The 18,883-nt window shown below is 65.6% G+C and carries 17 protein-coding genes and 3 tRNA genes; 17 read left to right on the top strand and 3 right to left on the bottom strand.

The window, feature by feature from the left end; translation table 11 throughout:
• The first annotated feature begins 46 nt into the window (after positions 1-46).
• The 12 genes from ACPTTC_RS05875 to nagZ all read left to right on the top strand — a co-directional run bounded on the left by ACPTTC_RS05875 (position 47) and on the right by nagZ (position 11,871).
• Positions 47-664 (top strand): sigma-E factor negative regulatory protein, encoded by a 618-nt coding sequence (locus tag ACPTTC_RS05875; protein WP_175951721.1) that lies wholly within the window; start codon positions 47-49, stop codon positions 662-664.
• 5 nt (positions 665-669) lie between these two features.
• Positions 670-1,722 carry a MucB/RseB C-terminal domain-containing protein gene (locus tag ACPTTC_RS05880; protein ID WP_423391825.1) on the top strand — a complete coding sequence of 351 codons (1,053 nt, stop codon included), beginning with the start codon at positions 670-672 and terminating at the stop codon, positions 1,720-1,722.
• A 16-nt stretch (positions 1,723-1,738) separates the two neighbouring features.
• Positions 1,739-3,241 carry a DegQ family serine endoprotease gene (locus tag ACPTTC_RS05885; RefSeq protein WP_226195681.1) on the top strand — a complete coding sequence of 501 codons (1,503 nt, stop codon included), beginning with the start codon at positions 1,739-1,741 and terminating at the stop codon, positions 3,239-3,241.
• Between the two features lie 7 nt (positions 3,242-3,248).
• A complete protein-coding gene (locus ACPTTC_RS05890; protein ID WP_423391826.1) occupies positions 3,249-3,491 on the top strand; it encodes a glutaredoxin family protein in 243 nt (80 codons plus the stop codon).
• Positions 3,492-3,685: 194 nt separating this feature from the next.
• Positions 3,686-5,479: a translation elongation factor 4 gene (gene lepA, locus ACPTTC_RS05895; RefSeq protein WP_175967240.1), complete on the top strand. Its 1,794-nt coding sequence runs from the start codon at positions 3,686-3,688 to the stop codon at positions 5,477-5,479.
• A 16-nt stretch (positions 5,480-5,495) separates the two neighbouring features.
• Positions 5,496-6,389 carry a signal peptidase I gene (lepB, locus tag ACPTTC_RS05900; protein ID WP_174392455.1) on the top strand — a complete coding sequence of 298 codons (894 nt, stop codon included), beginning with the start codon at positions 5,496-5,498 and terminating at the stop codon, positions 6,387-6,389.
• Positions 6,390-6,542: 153 nt separating this feature from the next.
• Entirely contained in the window at positions 6,543-7,769 is a 1,227-nt protein-coding gene (gene rnc / locus ACPTTC_RS05905; protein ID WP_423391827.1) for a ribonuclease III, read from the top strand.
• Between the two features lie 60 nt (positions 7,770-7,829).
• Entirely contained in the window at positions 7,830-8,729 is a 900-nt protein-coding gene (gene era, locus ACPTTC_RS05910) for a GTPase Era (RefSeq protein WP_069256156.1), read from the top strand.
• Positions 8,716-9,552, top strand: coding sequence for a DNA repair protein RecO (gene recO / locus ACPTTC_RS05915; RefSeq protein ID WP_011351416.1), 837 nt, complete (start codon positions 8,716-8,718; stop codon positions 9,550-9,552). The genes era and recO overlap by 14 nt, the downstream gene beginning before the upstream one ends.
• A complete protein-coding gene (gene pdxJ, locus ACPTTC_RS05920; RefSeq protein ID WP_423391828.1) occupies positions 9,549-10,325 on the top strand; it encodes a pyridoxine 5'-phosphate synthase in 777 nt (258 codons plus the stop codon). The genes recO and pdxJ overlap by 4 nt, the downstream gene beginning before the upstream one ends.
• Positions 10,326-10,397: 72 nt before the next feature.
• A complete protein-coding gene (gene acpS / locus ACPTTC_RS05925) occupies positions 10,398-10,826 on the top strand; it encodes a holo-ACP synthase (RefSeq protein ID WP_423391829.1) in 429 nt (142 codons plus the stop codon).
• A gap of 16 nt (positions 10,827-10,842) precedes the next feature.
• Complete coding sequence (gene nagZ, locus ACPTTC_RS05930; RefSeq protein ID WP_423391830.1) at positions 10,843-11,871, top strand: beta-N-acetylhexosaminidase; 1,029 nt, start codon at positions 10,843-10,845, stop codon at positions 11,869-11,871.
• Between the two features lie 189 nt (positions 11,872-12,060).
• Here nagZ and ACPTTC_RS05935 read toward each other — a convergent pair whose 3' ends face one another.
• From ACPTTC_RS05935 to earP, 3 genes are all read right to left on the bottom strand, one after another.
• On the bottom strand, positions 12,061-13,446 hold the full coding sequence (locus ACPTTC_RS05935) for a sigma-54-dependent transcriptional regulator (protein WP_423391831.1): 1,386 nt from the start codon (positions 13,444-13,446) through the stop codon (positions 12,061-12,063).
• Between the two features lie 268 nt (positions 13,447-13,714).
• Positions 13,715-14,272, bottom strand: a complete 558-nt coding sequence (gene efp / locus ACPTTC_RS05940) for an elongation factor P (RefSeq protein ID WP_011351421.1) — start codon at positions 14,270-14,272, stop codon at positions 13,715-13,717.
• Positions 14,273-14,400: 128 nt separating this feature from the next.
• Positions 14,401-15,591, bottom strand: coding sequence for an elongation factor P maturation arginine rhamnosyltransferase EarP (gene earP, locus ACPTTC_RS05945; RefSeq protein ID WP_423391832.1), 1,191 nt, complete (start codon positions 15,589-15,591; stop codon positions 14,401-14,403).
• A gap of 76 nt (positions 15,592-15,667) precedes the next feature.
• On the opposite strand from earP, the gene uvrC reads away from it, so the two are divergent.
• The 5 genes from uvrC (at position 15,668) to ACPTTC_RS05970 (ending at position 18,846) form a co-directional block, all read left to right on the top strand.
• Positions 15,668-17,701 carry an excinuclease ABC subunit UvrC gene (gene uvrC, locus ACPTTC_RS05950; RefSeq protein ID WP_423391833.1) on the top strand — a complete coding sequence of 678 codons (2,034 nt, stop codon included), beginning with the start codon at positions 15,668-15,670 and terminating at the stop codon, positions 17,699-17,701.
• Positions 17,702-17,791: 90 nt separating this feature from the next.
• Complete coding sequence (pgsA, locus tag ACPTTC_RS05955) at positions 17,792-18,379, top strand: CDP-diacylglycerol--glycerol-3-phosphate 3-phosphatidyltransferase (RefSeq protein ID WP_034186518.1); 588 nt, start codon at positions 17,792-17,794, stop codon at positions 18,377-18,379.
• A gap of 135 nt (positions 18,380-18,514) precedes the next feature.
• Positions 18,515-18,590: transfer RNA gene (locus ACPTTC_RS05960), tRNA-Gly, on the top strand.
• Between the two features lie 53 nt (positions 18,591-18,643).
• Positions 18,644-18,719, top strand: a tRNA-Gly gene (locus ACPTTC_RS05965).
• Between the two features lie 51 nt (positions 18,720-18,770).
• A tRNA-Gly gene (locus tag ACPTTC_RS05970) sits at positions 18,771-18,846 on the top strand.
• Positions 18,847-18,883 lie beyond the last annotated feature (37 nt).

Raw genomic sequence — 18,883 nt, forward strand, 5'->3', positions numbered from 1 at the left:
GATAGAGTCGTGAAGTCACGACGGGGTGTGCAAGATGGGGAGCATCATGGGGTCGGTCAATACGCAGTCGCAAGCGTGCTCGCGCGGCGAGCGCCTTTCCGCGCTGGTCGACGGCGAAATGTTCGATGGCCCGGACAACGGGCAGTTTCTGGCTGAGCTCAACCGCGCGGATCGCGCTGCGTGGGCCCATTACCACCTGATCGGCGATGCGCTGCGCTCGGACGAGCTCGCGCTGTCGCCTGCGCTGAGCGTTGCGTTCACCGCGCGCATGTCGGCTGCGCTCGAAAGCGAGCCGCACCTGCTTGCGCCGGCGGCCGCACCCGTCGCACGCAAGCTGCTGTCGCTGCGCCGGCGTGTCGTGCCCGCGTTCGCGATCGCTGCTGCGGCGGCCACGCTGACGTGGATCGTCGTCCCCCAAATGCAGACGGCCGGTGCTCCGGGCGCCGTCCAGGTCGCGTCGGCCGGTGCGCCGCAAGGCGGCAACCTGCAACGCGTGACGGTTGCGCAGGCATCGGCCCAGCCGGGCCTGCAGGACGTGAACATCATCCGCGATGCCAGCCTCGACCAATACCTCGAAGCGCACCAGCAATTCGCGCAGCAGCCCGTCGTCACGGGTTCGATGCCGCTGATCCGCGCTGCCGTGACCACCACGCCAGGCCAATAAACCCGATGCGGACATTGCAGTTGAATCACGCCATCTCCGGATGGAAGCGGCTGCCGGCCCTCCTGCTTTGTGCAGCCGCCCTGTTGTCCGTTCAATCCCTTCCTGCCAGCGCCCAGCAACCGGACGATCCCGTCGCGACCCGCAAGGGTGCCGCCGACTGGCTCGACCGCGTCCAGCAAGCGGCGCAGCAGCAGAGCTACGAAGGCACGTTCGTCTATCAGCGCGGTGGGTATGTGCAGTCATCGCGCATCGCGCACGTTGCGTCCCGCGACGGCGAGTTCGAGCGCATCGAGACGCTCGACGGAAAGCCGCGCAAGCTGCTGCGCCATAACGACGAGCTGTACACGTTCGTGCCCGAGCGCAAGCTGTGCGTCGTCGAGCGCCGTCAGACGCGCGACTCGTTCCCCGCGCTGCTCGGCGCGAGCGGTGAGCACGTGATGTCCGTCTACGACGCGAAGTTGCTCGGCAAGGATCGCGTGGCGGGGATCGACGCGCAGGTCGTCGAGCTCGTGCCGAAGGATGCGTACCGCTTCACGTACAAGCTGTGGGCCGACGCGCGCACGGGGTTGCTGCTGCGCTCGCAGACGCTCGATGCGAACGATCACGTGCTCGAGCAGATCGCGTTCTCGCAACTGCAGACGGGCGGCGCCAGCGGCGACAGGGCCGCGATCGCGGCCGGCATGCGCAACCTGAACGGCTGGACGATCGTACGCCCGCCGGTCGCGACGGTCGACATGGAAGCGCAGGGCTGGCAGCTCGCACCGAGCGTGGCCGGTTTCCAGAAGATTCGTGAAGTGCGCCGGCCGATGGCTGCGCGTGACGCGGGTGAGCCGCCGATCCCGGTCGATCAGGCCGTCTTCACCGACGGTCTCGCGACGATCTCGGTTTTCATCGAGCCGGCCGAAAAGAATATGCGCAAGGAAGGCGCGGGCAGCACCGGTGCAACGAACGTTCTCGTGAAGCGCCGCGGCGACTACTGGATCACCGTGCTCGGCGAAGTGCCGCCGGCTACGTTGCAGCAGTTCGCGTCTGCCATAGAATACAAGGCTTCCAAGTAACGCTACGGCTTCCGACATGATTAAATTCACGCTGCGCAAATGGCTCGCGGCGGCGGCGCTGTCTGCCTGCCTGCCGCTCGTGCCGCATACCGCATTCGCGGTGACGGCTCCCGCTGCCAGCCTGCCCGACTTCGCCGATCTGGTCGAAAAAGTCGGGCCGGCTGTCGTGAACATCCGGACCACCGCCAACGTGCCGACGAGCAGCGGCCCGCGCGGGATGCTCCCGCCGGGCTTCGACAACGGCGACATGTCGGAATTCTTCCGGCGCTTCTTCGGCATTCCGCTGCCGCAGGCGCCCGGCAACGGTAGCGGCAATGGCGGCGGCAATCCGAAGAACGCGCCGACGCCGGACAATCCGCCCGATACCGAACAGAATCGCGGTGTCGGCTCGGGTTTCATCGTGTCTGCCGACGGTTACGTAATGACCAATGCGCACGTCGTCGACGATGCGGACACCATCTACGTGACGCTGACCGACAAGCGCGAATTCAAGGCGAAGCTGATCGGTGTCGACGATCGTACCGACGTCGCGGTCGTCAAGATCCAGGCGTCGAACCTGCCGGTCGTCGCGATCGGCGATTCGACCAAGGTGCGCGTCGGCGAGTGGGTCGTCGCGATCGGTTCGCCGTTCGGCCTCGACAACACGGTGACCGCCGGCATCGTCAGCTCGAAGAGCCGCAATACGGGCGACTACCTGCCTTTCATCCAGACGGACGTCGCCGTGAACCCGGGCAACTCGGGCGGCCCGCTGATCAACATGCAGGGCGAGGTGATCGGGATCAACTCGCAGATCTACAGCCGTACCGGCGGCTTCATGGGCATCTCGTTCGCGATTCCGATCGACGAGGCGATGCGCGTGGCCGACCAGCTGAAGGCGACGGGCAAGGTCACGCGCGGCCGGATCGCGGTGGCGATCGGCGAGGTGACGAAGGACGTGGCCGACTCGATCGGGTTGCCGAAGGCCGAGGGCGCGCTCGTCAGCAGCGTCGAGCCGGGCGGCCCGGCCGATAAGGCCGGCATCCAGCCGGGCGACATCATCCTGAAGTTCAATGGCCGTTCGGTCGATACGGCGTCGGACCTGCCGCGCATGGTCGGCGACACGAAGCCCGGCACGAAGGCGACCGTCAGCGTATGGCGCAAGGGTCAGGCACGCGATCTGCCGATCACGATCGCGGAGACGCCGGCTGAAACGACGGCAAAGGCCGAGCAGCGCAAGAACGCGCCGCAGAAGCCGCGCCAGGCCAATTCGCTCGGTCTGACGGTCAGTGACCTGACGGCGGAGCAGATGAAGACGCTGAAGCTGAAGAACGGCGTGCAGGTCGACGGCGTCGACGGCCCGGCCGCCCGGGCGGGCCTGCAGCGCGGTGACATCGTGCTGCGCGTCGGCGACACCGACATCACGAACGCAAAGCAGTTCGCCGACGTGACCGCGCAGCTCGATCCGCAGAAGGCGGTCGCGGTGCTCGTTCGACGCGGCGACAACACGCAATTCGTGCCCGTGCGGCCGCGCCAGAAGTAACGCGCCGATGTTCACGCTCTACGGTCGCGGCTGGTGCCACCTGTGCGACGACATGCGCGCCGCGCTGGCGCCGGTGGCGGCCGAATTCGGTGTCGAGGTCGATTACATCGACATCGACACCGATGCGACACTTGTGGCCCGCTACGACGAGGATGTGCCCGTGCTGCTGCTGGACGGGGCGGAGGTGTGTCGCCACCGGTTCGACGACGCGCGGGTGCGCGACGTGCTGACGGCCCGGCGCCGAGCCTGACCTGCCGCTGGCGGGCGTCGCTTCGTACCGGACTTGACCCGGCGGGTGCCCCCGGCGGGACACCGCGCGGCCCGGCGTTGGAAATACCGCCCGGCTGAAGGCCTTTTCGGCTAAAATAAGCTGCTTTTTCACCGACTTACACAAGGCGTGCTCCGCAGTCGTCGAGCGCGCCTTTTTCGCTTGATCGGCACTGAATGGATCATATTCGCAATTTCTCGATCATCGCGCACATCGACCATGGCAAGTCGACGCTCGCGGATCGCATCATCCAGGTATGCGGCGGCCTCGCCGACCGTGAAATGGAAGCGCAGGTGCTCGATTCGATGGATATCGAGCGCGAGCGCGGCATCACGATCAAGGCGCAGACAGCCGCGCTGTCCTATCGCGCGCGCGACGGCAAGGTCTACAACCTGAACCTGATCGACACGCCGGGGCACGTCGACTTCTCGTACGAAGTCAGCCGTTCGCTGTCCGCGTGCGAAGGCGCGCTGCTGGTCGTCGATGCGAGCCAGGGCGTCGAGGCGCAGACGGTCGCAAACTGCTATACGGCGATCGAGCTCGGCGTCGAGGTCGTTCCCGTGCTGAACAAGATCGACCTGCCGGCCGCGAACCCCGAGAACGCGATCGAGGAGATCGAGGACGTGATCGGCATCGATGCGACCGACGCAACCCGTTGCAGCGCGAAGACGGGCCTCGGCGTCGAGGACGTGCTCGAAGCGCTGATCGCAAAGGTGCCGCCGCCGAAGGGCGACCCAGCCGCGCCGCTGCAGGCGCTCATCATCGATTCGTGGTTCGACAACTACGTCGGCGTCGTGATGCTGGTGCGCATCGTCAACGGCACGCTGCGCCCGAAGGACAAGATCAAGATGATGGCGACCGGCGCGCAGTATCCGGTCGAGCACGTCGGCGTGTTCACGCCGAAGTCGCGCAATCTCGATTCGCTGTCGGCGGGGCAGGTGGGCTTCATCATCGCGGGCATCAAGGAACTGACGGCCGCGAAGGTCGGCGATACCGTCACGCACGTGACCAAGGCCGCCACCGAGCCGCTGCCGGGCTTCAAGGAAGTGAAGCCGCAGGTGTTCGCGGGGCTGTATCCGGTCGAAGCGAACCAGTACGACGCGCTGCGCGAATCGCTCGAGAAGCTGAAGCTGAACGACGCATCGCTGCAGTACGAGCCGGAAGTGTCGCAGGCGCTCGGGTTCGGTTTCCGCTGCGGCTTCCTCGGGCTGCTGCACATGGAAATCGTGCAGGAGCGGCTCGAACGCGAGTTCGACATGGATCTCATCACGACCGCACCGACGGTCGTCTACGAGGTCGTGCAGAGCGACGGATCGACGATCATGGTCGAGAACCCGGCGAAGATGCCGGAGCCGGGCCGCATCGCCGAAGTCCGCGAGCCGATCGTCACCGTGAACCTGTACATGCCGCAGGATTACGTGGGCTCGGTGATCACGCTGTGCGAGCAGAAGCGCGGCTCGCAGATCAACATGCAGTATCACGGCCGCCAGGTGCAGCTCACGTACGAGATCCCGATGGCCGAGATCGTGCTCGACTTCTTCGATCGCCTGAAGTCGGTGTCGCGCGGCTATGCGTCGATGGACTACGAGTTCAAGGAATACCGTTCGTCGGACGTCGTGAAGGTCGACATGCTGATCAACGGCGACAAGGTCGATGCGCTGTCGATCATCGTGCACCGTTCGCAGTCGCAATATCGCGGCCGCGAAGTTGCGGCGAAGATGCGCGAGATCATCCCGCGCCAGATGTACGACGTGGCGATCCAGGCCGCGATCGGTGCGCACATCGTTGCGCGCGAGAACATCAAGGCGCTGCGCAAGAACGTGCTCGCGAAGTGCTACGGCGGCGACATCACGCGAAAGAAGAAGCTGCTCGAGAAGCAGAAGGAAGGCAAGAAGCGGATGAAGCAGGTGGGTTCGGTCGAGATCCCGCAGGAAGCGTTCCTTGCGATCTTGCGCGTCGAAGACAAATAACAGGACTGATCCTTTTATGAATTTTGCGCTGATTCTTTTTGTGCTCGTCATCTTGACGGGCGTAGCGTGGGTGCTGGACAAGCTGGTGTTCCTGCCGCGGCGACGCAAGGCGGCCGACTCGGCGATCGAGGAGTTCGATCGCCAGCAGTCGCGCATCGACAAGCGTTTCGCGGACGAAAATGCGGTGCAGACGCGTTCGAAGCTGCGCGACGAGAAGCTGCGCCAGCCGTGGTGGCTCGAGTACACGGCGAGCTTCTTCCCGGTGATCCTGGCGGTGTTCGTCGTGCGTTCGTTCGTCGTCGAGCCGTTCAAGATTCCGTCGGGCTCGATGGTGCCGACGCTGCTCGTTGGCGATTTCATCCTCGTCAACAAGTTCGAATACGGGCTGCGCCTGCCGGTCACGAACACGAAGATCACGCAGGGCAGCCCGCTGTCGCGCGGCGACGTCGTCGTGTTCCGCTATCCGAAGGACGAGTCGGTCGACTACATCAAGCGCGTGATCGGCCTGCCGGGCGATACCGTCGCGTACCAGGACAAGCAGCTCACGATCAACGGCCAGCCGGTGCCCGAAACGCCGCTACCCGATTTCTTCGACGACGAGCGCCAGAATTACGCGAAGCAGTTCGAGGAAACGATCGGCAACAAGAAGAACGCAATCCTCAACAACCCGGCCGTGCCGCCGTTCGTGATGGGCGCATACGACTATCCGTTTCGCGACAACTGCACGTACAACAGCCGCGGCGTGATCTGCAAGGTGCCGCCCGGTCACTACTTCATGATGGGCGACAACCGCGACAACAGTGCGGACAGCCGCTACTGGGGTTTCGTGCCGGACCAGAACATCGTCGGCCGCGCGTTCTTCATCTGGATGAACTTCAGCGACCTGAAGCGCATCGGTTCCTTCAACTGATCGCATTCGAATCACTCGCACTACGCGACGCACGGGCCGCGTCGCGTATTGCCGAACTACTTTAAGAACCGGCGGTAACACCGCCTCGTCACGCCTTTTCGCGTCCGGCCGTGCCGTTTCGGCCCGACCGGCGCCCGCGTTATACTCCTGCACATGCCCCTATCCCAGTTGGAAAGCCGGCTGCGCTACGAATTTCGCAATGCGGAATTGTTGCGCCAGGCTTTGACCCATCGTAGTCACAGTGCCACGCACAACGAACGGCTCGAGTTTCTCGGCGATTCCGTTCTGAATTGCGCGGTGGCTGCCCTTTTGTTCCAGCGTTTCAGCAAGCTGGACGAAGGCGATCTGTCGCGCGTACGCGCCAACCTCGTCAAGCAGCAGTCGCTATATGAAATCGCTCAGGCCCTGAATATCTCGGACGGGCTGCGGCTTGGCGAGGGCGAGCTGCGCAGCGGCGGGTTCCGCCGCCCGTCGATCCTCGCGGACGCGTTCGAAGCCATCATCGGGGCCGTGTTCCTCGATGGCGGCTTCGAAGCCGCCCAAGGGGTCATCAAGCGCCTCTATATCCCGATTCTCGACCACATCGATCCGCGCACGCTCGGCAAGGATGCGAAGACGCTGCTGCAGGAGTACCTGCAGGGGCACAAGATCGCACTGCCGACCTACACGGTGGTCGCGACGCATGGTGCGGCGCACAATCAGCAATTCGAAGTCGAATGCACGGTGCCGAAGCTCGACGTGAAGGTGTCGGGCTCCGGTGCGAGCCGGCGCGCGGCCGAGCAGGCCGCCGCGAAGAAGGCACTCGATGAGGTGATGGCGGCCGCACCGATGCTGGCCGCCAAGCCGAAGCGCTCGAAAAACGCGCGCGGGTCGAAGCATGTCGAACCGGAAATCGTGCCGGGCGTGAAGGGCGTGCAGGAAGCGCTCGACCTGCGCTCGCCGGAGCGGAAGGAGCGCGCGGCAGCGCGCGAGGCGAGGGCGGCCGGTGCGGCGCCCGCGGCAAGCGCTGCGACCGGTACCGAGCCGGCTGCGGCGCCGATGGCCGCGATTCGCGCGGCGCATGTCGACGCGGCCGCGGAGAAGGGCGAACGGGCGGCAAAGCCGGCGGCCGACAAGGTAGTCGACAAACCGGCCGAGCGAGCCGACAAGACCGCTGAGAAGCCCGCCGAAGCCGTGCCCGCTGCGCGCGCAGCCGACAAGCCGGCGGGGCAGGCAGCCGATCCGGCAGCGTCGTCCGCCGACAAGTCTTCTGCCGGTACCGACCCCGCTTCGCGTGCGGCCGCGCGCACGCGCGACGCCGCGGCACCGGATTCCGAGACGCCGCCGGGCGGCGCGAGCCTTGCCGCCGCGCAGGCGCGCGTGGCCGATGCCGACCACTGAATTGCCCATCGATCGTGCCGCGCGCCGCGCGGCCGTTTCCGAACCTGTCTCCCAAACGATATGAACACTCCCGCTCCTACCGGTTTCCGTTGCGGCATGATCGCGATCGTGGGCCGCCCGAACGTCGGCAAGTCGACGTTGATGAACGCACTCGTCGGCCAGAAGATCAGCATCACGTCGCGCAAGGCGCAGACGACCCGCCACCGCATCACCGGCATCAATACGTTCGACGACGCGCAATTCGTGTTCGTCGACACGCCGGGATTCCAGACCCGTCACAGCACCGCGCTGAACCGCTCGCTGAACCGCGCGGTCACGTCGACGCTCACGTCGGTCGACGTGATCCTGTTCGTGATCGAGGCCGGCCGCTTCGGGCCCGACGACCAGAAGGTGCTCGACCTGATCCCGCCCGGCATGCCGACGCTGCTGATCGCGAACAAGATCGACCGCGTGACCGACAAGGCGACGCTGTTTCCGTTCATGCAGCAGATGAGCACGCTGCGCGAATTCACCGAGCTCGTGCCGCTGTCGGCACAGCGCCCGGAAGACATCAAGCGCCTGCTGGACACGATCAAGCCGTACCTGCCGGAAGGCGAGCCGATCTACGGCGAGGACGAGCTGACCGACCGCAGCTCGCGTTTCCTCGCGGCCGAAATCCTGCGCGAGAAAGTGTTCCGCTGGACCGGTGACGAACTGCCTTACACGAGCACCGTGCTGATCGACAAGTTCGAAGAGGAAGGGCGCCTGAAGCGTATCTTCGCGACGATCCTCGTCGAGCGCGATTCGCACAAGGCGATGGTGATCGGCAAGAAGGGCGAGAAGCTCAAGCAGATCAGCACCGAGGCGCGGATGGACATGGAGAAGCTGTTCGACGGCCCCGTGTACCTCGAGACCTTCGTGAAGGTGAAGAGCGGCTGGGCCGACAACGAGGCGGGGCTGCGCGCCTATGGGTACGAATGACGCGCTGACGTCGACTGAAGACGCGGTGACGGCCGGCGCGAACGACGCGCCGCTGCCGGCGCCGCCTGAACCGCCGCGCAAGGCGCGGCGCGCGACGTCTCGCACGTCCGATTTCCGTGTCGCCGAGCAGCCGGCGTACGTGCTGCACAGTTACCCGTATCGGGAAACGAGCCTGATCATCGACGTGCTGACGCGTGATCATGGCCGGCTCGCGCTCGTCGCGAAGGGCGCGAAGCGCCCGCACTCCGCGCTGCGCGGCGTACTGCAGACCTTCCAGCCGCTGCTGCTGTCCTGGTCCGGCAAATCCGAAGTGCGCACGCTGACGGGCGCCGAGTGGGTCGGCGGGATGCTGCCGCTCGGCGGCGACGGTTTGCTGTGCGGTTTCTACGCGAACGAACTGCTCGTGAAATTCTGCGCGCGCGAAGATCCTCAGCCGCCGCTCTTCAATCATTACGTGCTGACCCTCACGCGCCTCGCGCACGGCGAGCCCGCGGTGCAGGTGCTGCGCTCGTTCGAGCGCGTGCTGCTGCGCGAGACCGGCTACGCGATGGCGCTGAACCGCACGGTCGCGCGCCGCGCGGTCGAGCCTGACCGTCGTTACGTGTTCGATCCCGAGCGCGGCGTGCGCAATGCGGACGATGAAGTCCCATCGCACTGGCCGGTCATTTCCGGGCAGACGTTGCTCGATATGGAGCAGGACGATTACCATCGAGCCCAGACGGTTGCGCAAAGCAAGACGCTGATGCGCTTCCTGCTGAACACTTATCTCGGCGGTACGCCGCTTGCCACGCGTCAGATCCTGATCGACCTGCAGAACCTATGAGCTTCTTCCTGACAACGCCCACCGCCATCGACCTCGGCGTGAACATCGACCACGTCGCGACGCTGCGCAATGCGCGCGGCACGACCTATCCCGATCCGATCCGCGCGGCGCTCGCCGCAGAAGAAGCGGGTGCGGATGCGATCACGCTGCACCTGCGCGAGGATCGCCGCCACATCGTCGATGCGGACGTGCGCAAGCTGCGCCCGCTGCTGAAGACGCGCATGAACCTCGAATGCGCGGTGACGGCCGAGATGCTCGATATCGCATGCGAAGTGCGCCCGCACGACGCGTGCCTCGTACCCGAGAAGCGCGAGGAACTGACGACCGAAGGCGGTCTCGATGTCGCCGGCCACTTCGAGGCCGTACGTGCGGCATGCAAGCAGCTTGCCGACGTGGGGGTGCGTGTATCGCTGTTCATCGACCCGGACGAGACGCAGATCCGTGCCGCGCACGAAGCGGGCGCGCCGGTGATCGAGCTGCATACGGGACGTTACGCCGAAGCGCACGACGAAGCCGACCAGCAGCGCGAATACGAGCGCATCGTCGCGGGCGTTCAGGCCGGCGCGCAACTCGGTCTGAAGGTCAATGCCGGGCACGGGCTGCACTACACGAACGTGCAGCAGATTGCCGCGATCGACGGCATCGTCGAACTGAACATCGGCCACGCGATCGTCGCGCACGCGATTTTCGCGGGCTGGGACAACGCGGTGCGCGAAATGAAGGCGATCATGGTCGCCGCACGCGTTGCCGCGCTGCATGGCGGCGCGCGTTGAAGATGACGTGCTGCCGCGCGTCGCGCGTCATGCCTGACCCGGCCCGGCCGGTTCGTATCGGCGGGTACTGACATGGCGATCTACGGCATCGGTACCGATATCGCCCAGGTGAGCCGCATCGCGGCCGTGCTCGAACGCACGGGCGGCCGGTTTGCCGAGAAGGTGCTGGGCCCCGACGAGCTGCGCGTGTTCCATGCGCGCCGTGCCCGCTCCGAGGCGCGCGGCATCGCGTTCCTCGCGACGCGCTTTTCCGCGAAGGAAGCGTTCTCGAAGGCGATTGGGCTCGGCATGCACTGGCCGATGACGTGGCGTGCGCTGCAGACCCTCAACCACCCGAGCGGCGAGCCGTACGTGGTCGCGTCGGGCGAGCTGGCCGACTGGCTTGCCGCCCGTGGCATCACGGCGCGCGTGACGGTCAGCGACGAACGCGACTACGCGGTGTCGTTCGTGGTTGCCGAGACGGACGCCGCGCCTGCACTTGTTTCCCGAACCTCCTCCTGACGGAATTCCCGATTCGATGAAAACGACTCCCGGCCCGGTCATGCTCGACGTCGTCGGCACGGCCCTGTCGCGCGACGATGCGCGGCGTCTCGCGCATCCGAATACCGGCGGCGTGATCCTGTTCGCGCGGCACTTCCAGAACCGTGCGCAACTGACCGCGCTGACCGATTCGATTCGCGCGGTGCGCGAAGACATCCTGATCGCCGTCGATCACGAAGGCGGGCGCGTGCAGCGTTTTCGCACCGACGGCTTCACGGTGCTGCCGGCGATGCGCCGCCTCGGCGAGCTGTGGGATCGCGACGTGCTGCTCGCGACGCAGGTCGCCACGGCCGTCGGCTACATTCTGGCCGCCGAGCTGCGTGCATGCGGAATCGACATGAGCTTCACGCCCGTGCTCGACCTCGACTACGGGCACTCGAAAGTGATCGGCGACCGCGCGTTTCATCGCGATCCGCGCGTCGTCACGCTGCTCGCGAAGAGCCTGAACCACGGGCTGTCGCTCGCCGGGATGGCGAACTGCGGCAAGCATTTCCCGGGGCACGGTTTCGCGGAGGCCGACTCGCACGTCGCGCTGCCGACCGACGACCGTACGCTCGACGTGATTCTCAAGCAGGACGTCGCACCGTACGACTGGCTCGGCCTGTCGCTGTCCGCGGTGATTCCCGCGCACGTGATCTACACGCAGGTCGACAAGCGGCCGGCCGGGTTCTCGCGCGTGTGGCTGCAGGACATCCTGCGCGGGCGGCTCGGCTTCACCGGCGCGATCTTCAGTGACGACCTGTCGATGGAAGCCGCGCGCGAAGGCGGCACGCTCACGCAGGCGGCCGACGCCGCGCTCGCGGCCGGTTGCGACATGGTGCTCGTCTGCAACCAGCCGGAGGCTGCTGAGGTCGTGCTGAACGGGCTGAAAGCACGGGCAACGGACGCGTCGGTGCGACGCATCAAGCGGATGCGCGCGCGTGGCAAGGCGCTCAAGTGGGAGAAGCTGATCGCGCAGCCCGAGTATCTGCAGGCGCAGGCGCTGTTGAGCAGCGCACTGGCCTGAGCGGGGAGGAGGCGGTTCGGTCTGCGCCGTTCCGGTCACGGAAACAACGAGCCGCGCAATCGCGCGGCTTTTTTATGGATTGCTGCCGGTACGAACCGAGCAGCCTCAGGAATCAAGCAGGTTGGCGAAGCGAGTCTGGATGCAACTAACGGTCAACGCCTGCCAGTGCCTTCGAGCATCGCCGCCTGCTCAGTTCACCTTCATCCGCTGCAGCTTGTTGTACAGCGTCTTCGGGCTGATGCCGAGCAGCGTTGCCGCTCGGTGGCGCGTGCCGCCGACTGCGTCGAGCGTCGCGCGGATCAGCAGATCCTCGACGTCGGACAGCGGTGTGCCGACCTTGATCTGCACGCTGCTGCCGTTCAGTGCGGCGCCGGCCGAGAAGCTCGGCTCGCCTGCGCGCAGCGTCTCGATGAAATCGCCCGACGCGTCGTACGCAAAGCGCACGCGCTCCTGCAGTTCGCGCACGTTGCCCGGCCATTCGTAGGACAGGCACTCGCGCACGAAACCAGGCGCCGCGCGCTTGTCGGTCGTGCTGCGGCCGGTTGCGCGCGCGTCGCGGTTCAGTTCGTCGATCTGTGCATCCGCGATCGCGAGTGCGTCGCCGTCGCGCTCGCGCAGCGGCGGCATCGTGATCGACGCCGCATCGAGGCGCAACCAGAGATCCTCGCGCAGCGTGCCGTTCGCGACCGCTTCGCGCGCCGGGCGCCGCGTGGTCGCGATCAGCCGGAAATCGCTCGTGATCGAGCTCGTACCGCCGATCCGCATGAAGTTCTGCGAATCAAGCGCATGCAGCAGCGCTTCCTGCAGCACGAGCGGCAGTGCGGTGATTTCGTCGAGGAACAGCGTGCCGCCGCCGGCCTGCTCGAACAGACCCGATTCGCGGCGCTCGGCACCGTCGAACGCGCCGCGCTCATGGCCGAACAGTACGCTGTCGAGCGATGCGCGATGCCGGCCGGCCTGTGCGATCGTCCGGCAGTCGAACGACACGAACGGCCCCTTGCGGCGCCGGCTCAGGTCGTGCAGCGTGCGCGCGGCCAGCTTCTTGCCGGTACCGGCTTCGCCCGCGAACAGGACGGCCGTTTCGGTGCGCGCGTTGTGCTCGATCATGTCGTACACGTGCTGCATCGCGTCGCTGCGGCCGACCAGCGCGCCGAAGCGGCCGAGATGGCGCAGCGAGGCGCGCAACGACTGCACTTCGTCGATCAGTTCGTACGGGCGCGGAATCCGCGCGAGCAGGCTGCGCAGGCGCGGAATGTTGATCGGCTTCAGCAGGTAGTCCCAGATACCGTGACGCAGGCCCTCGATGGCACTTTCGACCGTCGCATTGCCGGTCAGCACGATGACGGGCAGCGAGCCGTTCGGCTGTTGCTGCGGCAGGTGCTGGAGCAGGTCGAACCCGCTGCCGTCCGGCAGGTTCAGGTCGACGAGAACGACATCGGGAATCGAGCGGCCGAGCGCCGTGCGCGCTTCGGCGAGCGACGTGGCCGTGTCGACCGAGAAGCCGTCCGCGGCGAGCAGCGCGGTGAGGCCGGACAGACTGTTGGGATCGTCTTCGACAATCAGGGCGTGTGGCATGGTGGACGCGAGTCGAGTCAAGAGAGGCGGGCTGTCGGCCAACGGGGCCGCAGCCGCATGTCAGATTAAAAACTGATTTTATGCCCCGCTGAACGCGTAACGAGCATTATTTCTCCGGCGCTATAAAACAGTTACCGATGATACAAATTGAATATCTTTACCGGTGGATTTTGTGCTTTACATCAGCCTGACTTCCGTCCGGTTGTTGGCGCCGGACAAACAAAAAGCGCCCCGAAGGGCGCTTTGTTCGATGCGGTATCGCTCGCGATTACGCGCGGCTGCGGTATTCGTTCGTACGCGTATCGATTTCGATCTTGTCGCCGGTGTTGCAGAACAGCGGCACTTGCAGTTCGAAGCCCGTTGCGAGCTTGGCGTTCTTCAGCACCTTGCCCGACGACGTGTCGCCCTTGACGGCCGGCTCCGTGTAGGTGATCTCGCGAACGAGGACCGTCGGCAGTTCGACCGAGATTGCCTTTTCGTTGTAGAACACGACTTCGCAAGCCATGCCGTCTTCGAGGTAGTTCAGCGCTTCGCCCATCATTTCCGCTTCGACTTCGAACTGGTTGTAGTCGGCGTCCATGAACACGTACATCGGATCGGCGAAGTACGAGTACGTCACTTCCTTGCGGTCGAGCACGACGACGTCGAACTTGTCATCAGCCTTGTAGACCGCTTCCTGGCCTGCGTTCGTCAGCAGGTTCTTCATCTTCATCTTGACGACGGCGGAGTTACGGCCCGACTTGTTGTATTCGGCCTTGGCGATGACCCATGCGTCGCTGCCGATCTGCACGACGTTGCCTACGCGGAGTTCCTGTGCGGTTTTCATAAAAAAACTGTCCTGATCAAATCAAATAAATAGGTGCCTGAGCGTTGCGCAACGGGTGAGGCGCCAAGCTTACTTTTCCGGTGGACGCCAAAAGCGAGCGCTTGCCTGGTCAGCCGTCGGATAACCGCTTATTTTAACTGAGATTTTGCGTATTCCGCCAGCTTTCCGGCGAGATCGCCGACGGCCGCGAGCGCATCGGCCCAGCGGGCCGCGTTGGCGTCCAGTGCGGCGCGGTGCTGCCAGAAATCGGCCCAGTCGGGCGTGCCGACGCCGTTCCATGCGTGCCAGAATCGCTCGAGCGCCGCGCGCGGCGCGTCGGCGAGGTCGGCCGACAGGTGCGCGAGCGCGGCGTCGAGCTTCGGCAGGTGCACGTCGTCGGCCTGCGGGTAGATGTGCCACACGAACGGTTTGCGTGCCCACTGCGCGCGGACGAACGAATCCTCGCCGCGCACGAAATTGATGTCGGCCACCCACAGCAAGGGATCGTAGTCGGCCTGGGGGACGAACGCGAGCCCGTGAGCCGCCAGGTTACCGCTGCGCGCATGCGCGCCCGCGCCGAATGACTCGACCCCGAAAAAACGGGCGACGGCCGGCGACACGCGGCCGGCCGGCACGAGTGCGACGACCGGCGACGGGCCGTCGCGCCACTGCGCGAGCAGTGCATCGACGGCCGGATTCTCGTACGCGAACAGGCTGACGACCGTCGTGCCGGCGGCCGGCGGCGCGCCGCCGGTCGCGCGCTGCCACCAGGCGTCGCGTGCCGCCGCGTCGGTTTCGAAGGCCGTGCGGCGCGCATCGAGGTCGTGCTCCTTCAGGACGCCGCCGGTGCCTGCCGACAGGCCGGGGAAGAAAAACGTCTTCAGCAGCGGATAGCGCGGATGCGGCGACGGCCGCAGATGGAAATCGGCGACCCAGTCCTCGGCGCTCAGGTATTCGAGGTTGATCCACACGGGGCGACGCGCCCGGCGCGCCATCGCCGCGAGATACGCGCCGGGCAGCTCGCACGCGAATGCTTCGATCACGACGTCGGCGATCTCCAGCGCGTCGCCGGCTTCCGCATGCCAGTGCTCGATCACGATCGCATCGACCGTCTGCCGCCCCGCGTCGGGATCGACCCCGGGCAGCAGGCGCGCGAAGGTGCGCAGGTCGTCGACGAACAGGCGAACCTGCCAGCCGTGCTCGTGCGCGAGCTGGCGCGCGACGCGCCAGCAGACGCCGATGTCGCCGAAATTGTCGATTACCGTACAGAAGAGGTCGCAGGCGATCGGTTCGCCCGGCGCGAGCGGCGCGGCGGGCAGGGGGGCGGTGGTGCGGGGCATCGAAGCGGGCCGGTGAATGCTCTAAACTGGCGATTCTAATAGACCCGTTCCGCGTTACAAGGCGCCCGGATCACGCATGACATCCCCTGAAGCTTCCGATACCCCGTTCGAACCGAAGAAGATCCTTGCGCAGTTGCCGCACATGCCGGGCGTCTATCGCTATTACGACATGGCGGGGGCCGTGCTCTATGTCGGCAAGGCGCGCGACCTGAAGAAGCGCGTATCGAGCTATTTCACGAAGACGCAGCTGTCGCCGCGCATCGCGATGATGGTCACGCGCATCGCGCGTATCGAGACGACCGTCACGCGCTCGGAGGCCGAGGCGCTGCTGCTCGAGAACAACCTGATCAAGGCGCTCGCGCCGCGCTACAACATCCTGTTTCGCGACGACAAGTCGTATCCGTACCTGAAGCTCACCGCACACCGCTTTCCGCGGATGGCCTACTACCGCGGCTCGGTCGACAAGCAGAACCAGTATTTCGGGCCGTTCCCGAGCGCCTGGGCCGTGCGCGAGAGCATCCAGATCCTGCAGCGCGTGTTCCAGTTGCGCACCTGCGAGGATTCGGTCTTCAACAACCGCACGCGGCCGTGCCTGTTGCACCAGATCGGGCGCTGCACGGCGCCGTGCGTCGGCGCGATCTCCGACGAGGATTACGCGATCGACGTATCGAACGCCGCGCGTTTCCTGCTCGGCCGGCAGTCCGAAGTGATGAAGGAGCTCGAGCAGAAGATGCACGCGTTCGCGGCCGAACTGAAATTCGAGCAGGCGGCGGCCGTGCGCAACCAGATGAGCTCGCTCGCGACAGTGCTGCACCAGCAGGCGATCGAGGTCGGCAGCGACAGCGACGTCGACATCCTGGCTGTCGTCGCGCAGGGCGGGCGCGTGTGCGTGAACCTCGCGATGGTGCGCGGCGGCCGGCATCTCGGCGACAAGGCGTATTTCCCGACGCACGTCGAAAGCGCGCTGACGCTCGCCGAGGGCGGTCTCGGCGACGAGCCCGAGCTGGCGGAGGCGGACGATGCGGCCGCCTCCGCCATGCCCGACCTGCCCGACGAAGAAACCGGCCGCGCGCGCAGCGATGCGGCGGCGTCGGTCGAGGCCGAGGTGCTCGACGCGTTCATCGCGCAGCACTATCTCGGCAATCGCGTGCCGCCGGTGCTGGTCGTGAGCCATGCGCCCGCGAGCCGCGACCTGCTCGAGCTGCTGTCCGAGCAGGCCGGCCACAAGGTGTCGCTGGTGCGGCAGCCGCAGGGGCAGCGGCGTGCGTGGCTGTCGATGGCTGAACAGAATGCGCAGATCGCGCTCATGCGGTTGCTGTCCGAGCAGGGCTCGCAGCAGGCGCGCACGCGTGCGCTCGCGGAAACGCTCAGCTACGAATGCGACGATCTCGCGACGCTGCGGATCGAATGCTTCGACATCAGCCATACGATGGGCGAGGCGACGCAGGCGTCGTGCGTGGTCTACCACCATCACAAGATGCAGTCGGGCGAATACCGCCGCTACAACATCACCGGGATCACGCCGGGCGACGACTACGCGGCGATGCGGCAGGTGCTCACGCGCCGCTACGAGAAGATGGTCGAGCAGGCCGCGCAGGCGGCTGCCGCCGACGACGCGGCCGGCATCGACGGCGAGTCGACGCGCCAGGCCGAGGCGTCGAGCCTGCTGCCGAACATCGTGCTGATCGACGGCGGCAAGGGTCAGGTCGAAATCGCGCGCCAGGTATTCACCGAGCTCGGTCTCGACACGTCGATGCTGGTCGGCGTCGCGAAAGGCGAGGGGCGCAAGGTCGGCCTCGAGACGCTTGTGTTTGCGGACGGCCGCACGCCGCTCGAGCTCGGCAAGGAGAGCGCCGCGCTGATGCTCGTCGCGCAGATCCGCGACGAGGCGCACCGCTTCGCGATCACCGGCATGCGTGCAAAGCGGGCGAAGGCGCGCCAGACGTCGCGGCTCGAGGAACTCGAGGGCGTCGGCGCGAAGCGCCGGCAGCGGCTGCTCGCGCGATTCGGCGGGTTGCGCGGCGTGGTTGCCGCGAGCGTCGAGGAACTCGCGAGCGTCGAGGGCATCTCGCACGCGCTCGCCGAACAGATATACAAGCAGCTTCACTGACGCGGCCGTGCGGCCGGCTGCGTTGCCAGCGTTCTTGTGGCAGGCCGGTCGACACGGCACAATTGCGAATCCTTTACTGTCCCGCATGCCATGCCGTTCAATTTCCCGATTTTCCTGACGTGGGTACGGATCGTGCTGATTCCGCTCGTCGTCGGCGTGTTCTATCTGCCGGACACGGTGATGGGCGGCGCGCACCGCAATCTCGCGGCGGCGGCGATCTTCATACTCGCGGCACTGACCGACTGGTTCGACGGCTATCTCGCCCGCAAGTGGAACCAGACGTCGTCGTTCGGTGCATTTCTCGATCCGGTGGCGGACAAGCTGATGGTGACGGCCGCGCTGCTGATCCTCGTGCAGATTTCACGGGTCGACGCGGCGATCGCACTCGTGATCGTCGGCCGCGAGATCGCGATTTCGGCGCTGCGCGAGTGGATGGCACAGATCGGCGCGTCGAAGAGCGTCGCGGTGAACCAGCTCGGCAAGTTCAAGACCGCATGCCAGATGGTCGCGATTCCGATGCTGCTGTTCTATGGGCCGCTGCCGCTCGGCGTCGTGACGATCGACACGCGTGTGTGGGGCGAATGGCTGATGTATCTCGCCGCGGTGCTGACGATCTGGTCGATGCTGTACTACATGAAGCTTGCGTGGCCGCAAATTCGGGAGCGCGGCGGCGCGTGATGCGTCCGGTCGAGCAGGTTTTTGTAAAAAGGGCTGGAAAAGCCCTTGACACACGAATGTGCCTTCGACATAATCTCGCTTCTCCGCTGCACGACGAAGTAAGTGTGTGACGGGGAAGCAGCAGCGTAGTGATACGCGGGAGTAGCTCAGTTGGTAGAGCGCAACCTTGCCAAGGTTGAGGTCGCGAGTTCGAGACTCGTCTCCCGCTCCAGATTTTTTCTGGCAGCGTGTTGTACGGCAAAGCGCTGCAGATGCAGGACACATGCGGGAGTAGCTCAGTTGGTAGAGCGCAACCTTGCCAAGGTTGAGGTCGCGAGTTCGAGACTCGTCTCCCGCTCCAGATTTTTCTGGCAGCGTGTTGTGCGGCGAAGCGCTGCAGATGCAGGACAATGCGGGAGTAGCTCAGTTGGTAGAGCGCAACCTTGCCAAGGTTGAGGTCGCGAGTTCGAGACTCGTCTCCCGCTCCAAGTAATGGGGAAGCCACGCTTCCCTTTTTATTTGATG

The organism is Burkholderia mycopellens, from assembly GCF_964265025.1.
In the GTDB taxonomy this organism is placed as follows: Bacteria; Pseudomonadota; Gammaproteobacteria; order Burkholderiales; family Burkholderiaceae; genus Burkholderia.